The organism is Klenkia sp. PcliD-1-E, assembly GCF_024124375.1.
GTDB lineage: Bacteria > Actinomycetota > Actinomycetes > Mycobacteriales > Geodermatophilaceae > Klenkia.
The window spans coordinates 26,722-35,146 of sequence record NZ_JAMXRZ010000036.1; the positions used below are offsets into that span (position 1 = coordinate 26,722).

Consider the following 8,425-nt stretch of genomic DNA (forward strand, 5'->3'; position numbering starts at 1 on the left):
GGCCCTCCTGTCGTTCAGCGGATCACGACCGCCAGTCGTACTCCTCCAGGCGCACGGCCTCGCCGCTGCCCGTGCCGAAGACGTCCGGGCTGTAGTACTGCCCGTCGTCGTAGCCGGCCATGGTGTAGACCGCGGCGCGGGCCTCCTCGGTCGGCTCGACCGTGATGTTCCGGTAGCGGCTGATGCCGGTGCCGGCCGGGATCAGCTTCCCGATGATCACGTTCTCCTTGAGGCCGAGCAGGCTGTCGCTCTTGCCCTGGATCGCCGCGTCGGTGAGCACCTTGGTGGTCTCCTGGAACGAGGCCGCGGACAGCCACGACTCCGTCGCCAGCGAGGCCTTGGTGATGCCCATGAGGACCGGGCGCGCCGAGGCCGGCTCGCCGCCCTCGGACACCACACGGCGGTTCTCGGTCTCGAACAGCGTCCGCTCGACCAGCGCACCGGGCAGGAACTCCGTGGCGCCGGAGTCGATGATGGTCACCCGCTTGAGCATCTGGCGGATGATCACCTCGATGTGCTTGTCGTGGATCGACACGCCCTGGCTGCGGTAGACCTCCTGGACCTCCCGGACCAGGTGCAGCTGCACCTCGCGGGGGCCCATGATCCGCAGCACCTCGTGCGGGTCGACGGCACCCTCGGTCAGCTGCTCGCCGACCTCGACGTGCCCGCCGTCCTCCACCCGCAGGCGGGAGCGGCGCGACAGCTTCTCGTAGACCACGTCGTCGGAGCCGTCGTCCGGGGAGATGGTGAGCTTGCGGAACTGCTCGCCGTCCTCGATCGACACGGTCCCGGCGAGCTCGGCGATGGGCGCCTTGCCCTTGGGGACGCGGGCCTCGAAGAGCTCCACGATGCGCGGCAGACCGTGGGTGATGTCGTCACCGGCCACACCACCGGTGTGGAAGGTGCGCATCGTCAGCTGGGTACCGGGCTCGCCGATCGACTGCGCGGCGATGATGCCGACCGCCTCGCCGACGTCCACGAGCTTGCCGGTGGCCAGCGACCGGCCGTAGCAGGTCGCGCAGGTGCCCAGCAGGGACTCGCAGGTCAGCACGCACCGGACCTTGACCTCGCTGATGCCGGCGTCGACCAGCTCGGCGATGAGCACGTCACCGAGGTCGGAACCGGCGGTGGCGATGACCGTGCCGTCGCCGGCCTCGACGTCGGCGGCCAGGGCCCGGGCGTACACGCTGGTCTCCACGTGCGCGTCACGGGTGACCTTGCCGTCCAGCACGGTGCCGATCGGCATGAGCACGCCGCGCTCGGTGCCGCAGTCCTCCTCGCGGATGATGACGTCCTGCGAGACGTCCACCAGACGACGGGTGAGGTACCCGGAGTCGGCTGTGCGCAGCGCCGTGTCGGCCAGACCCTTGCGGGCGCCGTGCGTGGAGATGAAGTACTCCAGCACGGACAGGCCCTCGCGGAAGTTCGCCTTGATCGGCCGCGGGATGATCTCGCCCTTGGGGTTGGCGACGAGACCACGCATGCCGGCGATCTGGCTGATCTGCATCATGTTGCCGCGCGCGCCGGAGTTGACCATGACCCAGACCGGGTTGGTGGTCGGGAAGTTGTCCACCATGGCCTGGCTGACCTCGGCGCGGGCCCGGGTCCAGATCTCGATGAGCTCGGCACGCCGCTCGGCGTCGGTGATGACGCCGCGCTCGTACTGCTTCTCGATCTTGCGGGCCTCGTCCTCGTGGCGCTCCAGGATCCCGGCCTTGGCCGGCGGGGTCACCACGTCGTCGATGGCGATCGTGATGCCCGCACGCGTGGCCCAGTGGAACCCGGCCGCCTTGAGGGCGTCGAGGGTCGCGGCGACCTGCACCTTGGGGTAGCGCTCGGCGAGGTCGTTGACGATCGCCCCGAGCTCCTTCTTCGGCACCTGGTAGTTGACGAAGCGGTAGTCCTCGGGCAGTGCCTCGTTGAACAGCACCCGGCCCAGGGACGTCGAGACCACGGCCGGCTGACCGGGCTCCCAGCCCTCGGGGGCCTCCCACGCGTCGTTCTTCGGGCCGTTGTCGACGCCGAACACCTCGTCGAGGCGGATGAGCACGCGCTCCTGGATGCCGAGGGCACCCCGGTCGTAGGCCATCCGGGCCTCGGCGGTGGTGCCGAAGGCCTTGGGCAGCTCGTCCTCGCCGCGCTCCTCGGCCGCGGCCTTGAGCGTCGTGAGGTGGTAGAGCCCCAGCACCATGTCCTGGGTCGGCGCGGTGATCGGACGACCGTCGGCCGGGCTCAGGATGTTGTTCGAGCTCAGCATCAGGATGCGGGCCTCGGCCTGGGCCTCGGCCGACAGCGGCAGGTGCACCGCCATCTGGTCACCGTCGAAGTCCGCGTTGAACGCGGTGCAGACCAGCGGGTGGATCTGGATGGCCTTGCCCTCGACCAGCTGCGGCTCGAACGCCTGGATGCCCAGGCGGTGCAGCGTCGGCGCGCGGTTGAGCAGCACCGGGTGCTCGGTGATGACCTCCTCGAGCACGTCCCACACCACGGGGCGGGCGCGCTCGACCATGCGCTTGGCGCTCTTGATGTTCTGCGCGTGGTTCAGGTCGACCAGCCGCTTCATGACGAAGGGCTTGAACAGCTCCAGCGCCATCTGCTTGGGCAGACCGCACTGGTGCAGCTTCAGCTGCGGGCCGACGACGATGACCGAACGGCCGGAGTAGTCGACGCGCTTGCCGAGCAGGTTCTGGCGGAAGCGGCCCTGCTTGCCCTTCAGCAGGTCGCTGAGGGACTTCAGGGGACGGTTGCCCGGACCGGTGACCGGACGGCCGCGGCGGCCGTTGTCGAACAGCGCGTCCACGGACTCCTGCAGCATCCGCTTCTCGTTGTTGACGATGATCTCGGGCGCACCGAGGTCCAGCAGGCGCTTGAGCCGGTTGTTCCGGTTGATCACGCGGCGGTACAGGTCGTTCATGTCCGACGTGGCGAAGCGACCGCCGTCCAGCTGCACCATCGGGCGCAGGTCCGGCGGGATGACCGGGACGCAGTCGAGCACCATGCCCATGGGCGAGTTGCGGGTCTGCTGGAACGCAGCCACCACCTTCAGCCGCTTGAGCGCACGCAGCTTGCGCTGGCCCTTGCCGTTGCGGATGGTGTCGCGCAGCGAGACCGACTCGGCGTCGAGGTCGAAGTCGGCGAGCAGCTTCTGCAGCGCCGCGGCGCCCATGCCGCCCTCGAAGTACTCACCGAAGCGGTCGCGCAGCTCGCGGTAGAGGCCCTCGTCGGCGATGAGCTGCTTGACCTCGAGCTTGCGGAAGGTGTCGACGACCTCGTCGAGGCGGTCGATCTCGCGCTGCGCGCGGTCACGCATCTGGCGCATCTCGCGCTCGCCGCCCTCGCGCACCTTGCGGCGCACGTCGGACTTGGCACCCTCGGCCTCGAGCTCGGCGAGGTCGGCCTCCAGCTTCTGCTGGCGGGCCTCCACGTCGGCGTCGCGGCGGCTCTCGAGGTTGTGCTTCTCGGCGCTGATCTCGGCCTCGATCGTCGGCAGGTCGCGGTGGCGCGCCTCGTCGTCGACGGTCGTGATCAGGTAGGCCGCGAAGTAGATGATCTTCTCGAGGTCCTTCGGGGCCAGGTCGAGCAGGTAGCCCAGGCGCGAGGGCACGCCCTTGAAGAACCAGATGTGGGTCACCGGGGCGGCGAGCTCGATGTGGCCCATCCGCTCACGGCGCACCTTGGCGCGGGTCACCTCGACGCCGCAGCGCTCGCAGATGATGCCCTTGAACCGGACCCGCTTGTACTTGCCGCAGTAGCACTCCCAGTCCCGGGTGGGACCGAAGATCTTCTCGCAGAAGAGACCGTCCTTCTCCGGACGCAGGGTCCGGTAGTTGATGGTCTCGGGCTTCTTCACCTCACCGTGGCTCCACTGACGGATGTCGTCGCCGGAGGCCAGACCGATGCGCAGTTCGTCGAAGAAGTTGACGTCGAGCACTGTTACCCCTTTCCCGGGGTTCGTTCTTCACAACTGTTGAGGGTCGGGGCGCCGACGCGGGGGTGGCGTGCACCCCCGCGCCGGCGACCGATCACACGTCCTCGACGGACGACGGCTCGCGGCGGGACAGGTCGATGCCCAGCTCCTCCGCGGCCCGGAAGACCTCGTCGTCGGTGTCGCGCAGCTCGATGGCCTGCCCGTCACCCGAGAGGACCTCGACGTTCAGGCACAGCGACTGCAGCTCCTTGAGCAGCACCTTGAACGACTCCGGGATGCCCGGCTCGGGGATGTTCTCGCCCTTGACGATGGCCTCGTAGACCTTGACCCGGCCGAGGATGTCGTCGGACTTGATGGTCAGCAGCTCCTGCAGCGCGTAGGCGGCGCCGTAGGCCTGCATGGCCCAGCACTCCATCTCGCCGAACCGCTGGCCACCGAACTGCGCCTTACCACCCAGCGGCTGCTGCGTGATCATCGAGTAGGGGCCGGTCGACCGGGCGTGGATCTTGTCGTCGACCAGGTGCAGCAGCTTGAGGATGTAGACGTAGCCCACCGAGATCGGCTCGGGGAAGGGCTCCCCGGACCGGCCGTCGAACAGCCGGGCCTTGCCGGTCTCCTTGACCAGCCGCTCCCCGTCGCGGGTGAGCGTGGTCGAGCCCAGCAGGCCGACGATCTCCTCCTCGCGGGCACCGTCGAACACCGGGGTCGCCGTGCGGGTGCCCGGCTGCGCGCCGCGGGCGCCCTGGGGCAGGTTGCGCGCCCACTCCGGGTCGCCCTCGACCTGCCACCCGGTCTTGGCCACCCACCCGAGGTGGGTCTCCAGGACCTGGCCGACGTTCATCCGGCCGGGCACGCCCAGCGGGTTGAGCACGATGTCGACCGGGGTGCCGTCCTCGAGGAAGGGCATGTCCTCCTGCGGGAGGATCTTGGAGATGACGCCCTTGTTCCCGTGGCGACCGGCCAGCTTGTCGCCGTCGGAGATCTTGCGCATCTGGGCCACGTAGACCCGGATGAGCTCGTTCACCCCGGCCGGCAGCTCGTCGCCGTCCTCGCGGGAGAACACCCGGACGCCGATGACCTTGCCCGACTCGCCGTGCTTGACCTTCAGCGACGTGTCGCGGACCTCGCGGGCCTTCTCGCCGAAGATGGCGCGCAGCAGGCGCTCCTCGGGGGTCAGCTCGGTCTCGCCCTTGGGCGTGACCTTCCCGACCAGGATGTCGCCGGGGACGACCTCGGCACCGATGCGGATGATGCCGCGCTCGTCGAGGTCGGCGAGGACCTCCTCGGAGACGTTCGGGATGTCCCGGGTGATCTCCTCGGCGCCGAGCTTGGTGTCGCGGGCGTCCACCTCGAACTCCTCGATGTGGATCGAGGACAGGACGTCGTCCTGCACGAGGCGCTGCGACAGGATGATCGCGTCCTCGTAGTTGTGGCCCTCCCACGGCATGAACGCCACGAGCAGGTTCTTGCCCAGCGCCATCTCGCCCTGGTCGGTGCACGGGCCGTCGGCGATGACCTGGCCGACCTCGACCCGCTGGCCCTCCTCGACGACCGGGGTCTGGTTGATCGAGGTGCCCTGGTTCGAGCGGCGGAACTTCAGCAGCCGGTAGGTCTGCCGGGTGCCGTCGTCGGCCATGACCGTCACGTAGTCGGCGGTGGAGTCCTCGACCACGCCGGCCTTCTCCGCGGTGACGACGTCACCGGCGTCGACGGCGGCGCGCAGCTCCATGCCGGTGCCGACCAGCGGCGCCTCGCTGCGCAGCAGCGGGACGGCCTGGCGCTGCATGTTGGCACCCATGAGCGCGCGGTTGGCGTCGTCGTGCTCCAGGAACGGGATCATCGCGGTGGCGACCGAGGTCATCTGCCGCGGCGAGACGTCCATGTAGTCGACCTCGTCGGGGGCCAGGTAGTCGACCTCGCCGCCCTTGGTGCGCACGAGCACGCGCTCCTCGGCGAGACGGCCCTGCGCGTCGAGCGGGCTGTTGGCCTGCGCGACGACGAAGCGGTCCTCCTCGTCGGCGGTGAGGTAGTCGATCTGGTCGGTGACGGTGCCGTTCTCGACCTTGCGGTACGGGGTCTCGATGAACCCGAAGGCGTTGACCCGCCCGAAGGAGGACAGCGACCCGATCAGGCCGATGTTCGGGCCCTCCGGGGTCTCGATCGGGCACATGCGGCCGTAGTGGCTGGGGTGCACGTCGCGCACCTCCATGCCGGCGCGCTCGCGGGACAGACCACCCGGACCCAGCGCCGACAGGCGGCGCTTGTGGGTCAGGCCCGCGAGCGGGTTGGTCTGGTCCATGAACTGCGACAACTGGCTGGTGCCGAAGAACTCCTTGATGGAGGCGACGACCGGCCGGATGTTGATCAGGGTCTGCGGCGTGATCGCCTCGACGTCCTGGGTGGTCATCCGCTCGCGGACGACGCGCTCCATGCGGGACAGGCCGACCCGGATCTGGTTCTGAATCAGCTCGCCGACGGTGCGCAGGCGACGGTTGCCGAAGTGGTCGATGTCGTCGACGCCGTGGTCGGGCTCGCCGGCGTGCAGCTTCACCACGTACTCGATGGTGGCGACGATGTCGTCCTCGGTCAGCGTCTGCGTGGGCTGCGGGACGTCCACACCCAGCTTCTTGTTGACCTTGTAGCGGCCGACGCGGGCCAGGTCGTAGCGCTTGGGGTTGAAGAACAGGTTCTCCAGCAGCGCCTGGGCCGACTCGCGCGTGGGGGGCTCGCCCGGGCGCAGCTTGCGGTAGATGTCCAGCAGCGCCTCGTCCTGCCCGGCGATGTGGTCCTTCTCCAGGGTGGCCAGCATGGTGGGCGACCACTGGAAGTGCTCGCGGATGCGGTCCTCGGTCCAGCCCAGCGCCTTGAGCAGCACGGAGACCGGCTGGCGGCGCTTGCGGTCGATGCGCACGCCGACGGTGTCGCGCTTGTCGACGTCGAACTCCAGCCACGCACCACGGCTGGGGATGACCTTGGCGGAGAAGACGTCCTTGTCGCTGGTCTTGTCCAGGGTCTTGTCGAAGTAGACGCCCGGGGAGCGGACCAGCTGCGAGACGACCACGCGCTCGGTGCCGTTGATGACGAACGTGCCCTTGTTCGTCATGATCGGGAAGTCGCCCATGAACACCGTCTGGCTCTTGATCTCGCCGGTGGTGTTGTTCATGAACTCAGCGGTGACGAACAGCGGCGCCGCGTAGGTCATGTCCTTGTCCTTGCACTCCTCGAGGGAGGCCTTGACGTCCTCGAAGCGCGGGTTGGAGAAGGACAGCGACATCGAGCCGCTGAAGTCCTCGATCGGGGAGATCTCCTCGAGGATGTCGGCCAGGCCGCCGACGGCGGTCTCCGCCTCCTCGGGGGACAGCGTTGCCTTCCACTCCGGGCTGCCGATCAGCCAGTCGAAGGAGGCCGTCTGCAGCGCCAGCAGATCCGGCACCTCGAGGGGCTCGTGGATCTTGGCGAACGAGACGCGGAGCGGGGCGCCGGGGATCTTCTGCGCTGCGGTGCCGGCGGTGTGCGCGCTGTTCTGGGGGTCGTCCGGGATGATCTGCTCGGTGCTGGTGGGGTTGGTGCTGGTGGGGCTGGAGCCTGCCAAGATGCGTCCTTCCAAGGACCTCACGACGTGCGGGCGGTCGGTGCTGGTCGTCGTCGGCGGTGGATGCGGCGCTGCGACCCGACGGCCGAGTCGCACCCGTACGACCTGGTCAGCACGAGATGGCCCCGAGGTGTTCCGGGGGCACCCCTGGTGACCCGGCTCGGCGGGCAGGCAGTCAGAGGGCAGCGCAACAGGAGACCCTACCCGCGATCGGGACAGATGTCCACGCCGGGTCGGGGGGCTCGCGCCACCGCCGGGAATGATGCCAAAGGAGGCGCCGTCGCGACAGCCGGGCGCGCCGACCGCCCCCGGCTCAGCTGCTCGTCAGCAGCGTCAGCTCGCTGATCTTCCAGCCGTCGCCGGTCTCGAGCACCGTCACCCGCACGGTCTGCGTGCACGACTGCGCGCCGTCGTCGGTGACCGTGCACTCCGAGCCCGCGGGTGCGGTCTGGCTGCCGGAGTTCACCGACTGCACGACGTACTGGCCGAACACCACCAGGGTGGCCTGGTCCTGGGACTGGTTGACCTGCTGCAGGCCGACCTCCAGGACGTCGTAGCTGGTGGTCGCCGACACCTGCTCGTAGGTGTCGATGATCCCGCCGGCGGACAGGTCGGACTCGTACTGGTCGCGCAGGTCGCCGGTGAGCGCGTCCAGCTTGCGCTGCACGCTGCCGTCGGAGTCGCGGTAGTCGTAGGCGTATACGTCCTCGACCCCGCTGCGCGCGGCGTCGAAGATCGCGGGGTCGACCGAGGTCGGGTGGCTGCGCTGCCACAGCAGCCAGCCCCCGCCGGCGGCGGTGAGCACGCACAGCACGGCGAGCACGAGCGCCAGGGTGCGGCTGCGGCCGGCGGACGGCGCGGCGCTGCGGGCCCTCGCCGGGCGGCCACCCCGGCCACGGCGGGCC

The 8,425-nt window shown here is 69.4% G+C and carries 3 protein-coding genes; all 3 read right to left on the bottom strand.

All coding sequences use genetic code 11. The annotated features are described in order from the left end of the window. Positions 1-22: 22 nt before the first annotated feature. Positions 23-3,931, bottom strand: a complete 3,909-nt coding sequence (locus NH342_RS09460) for a DNA-directed RNA polymerase subunit beta' (RefSeq protein WP_253014081.1) — start codon at positions 3,929-3,931, stop codon at positions 23-25. A 91-nt stretch (positions 3,932-4,022) separates the two neighbouring features. Beyond that, positions 4,023-7,415 (bottom strand): DNA-directed RNA polymerase subunit beta, encoded by a 3,393-nt coding sequence (gene rpoB, locus NH342_RS09465; RefSeq protein WP_374209424.1) that lies wholly within the window; start codon positions 7,413-7,415, stop codon positions 4,023-4,025. Positions 7,416-7,833: 418 nt separating this feature from the next. After that, on the bottom strand, positions 7,834-8,425 hold a 592-nt coding region (locus NH342_RS09470; RefSeq protein WP_253014085.1), incomplete at its 5' end, for a hypothetical protein.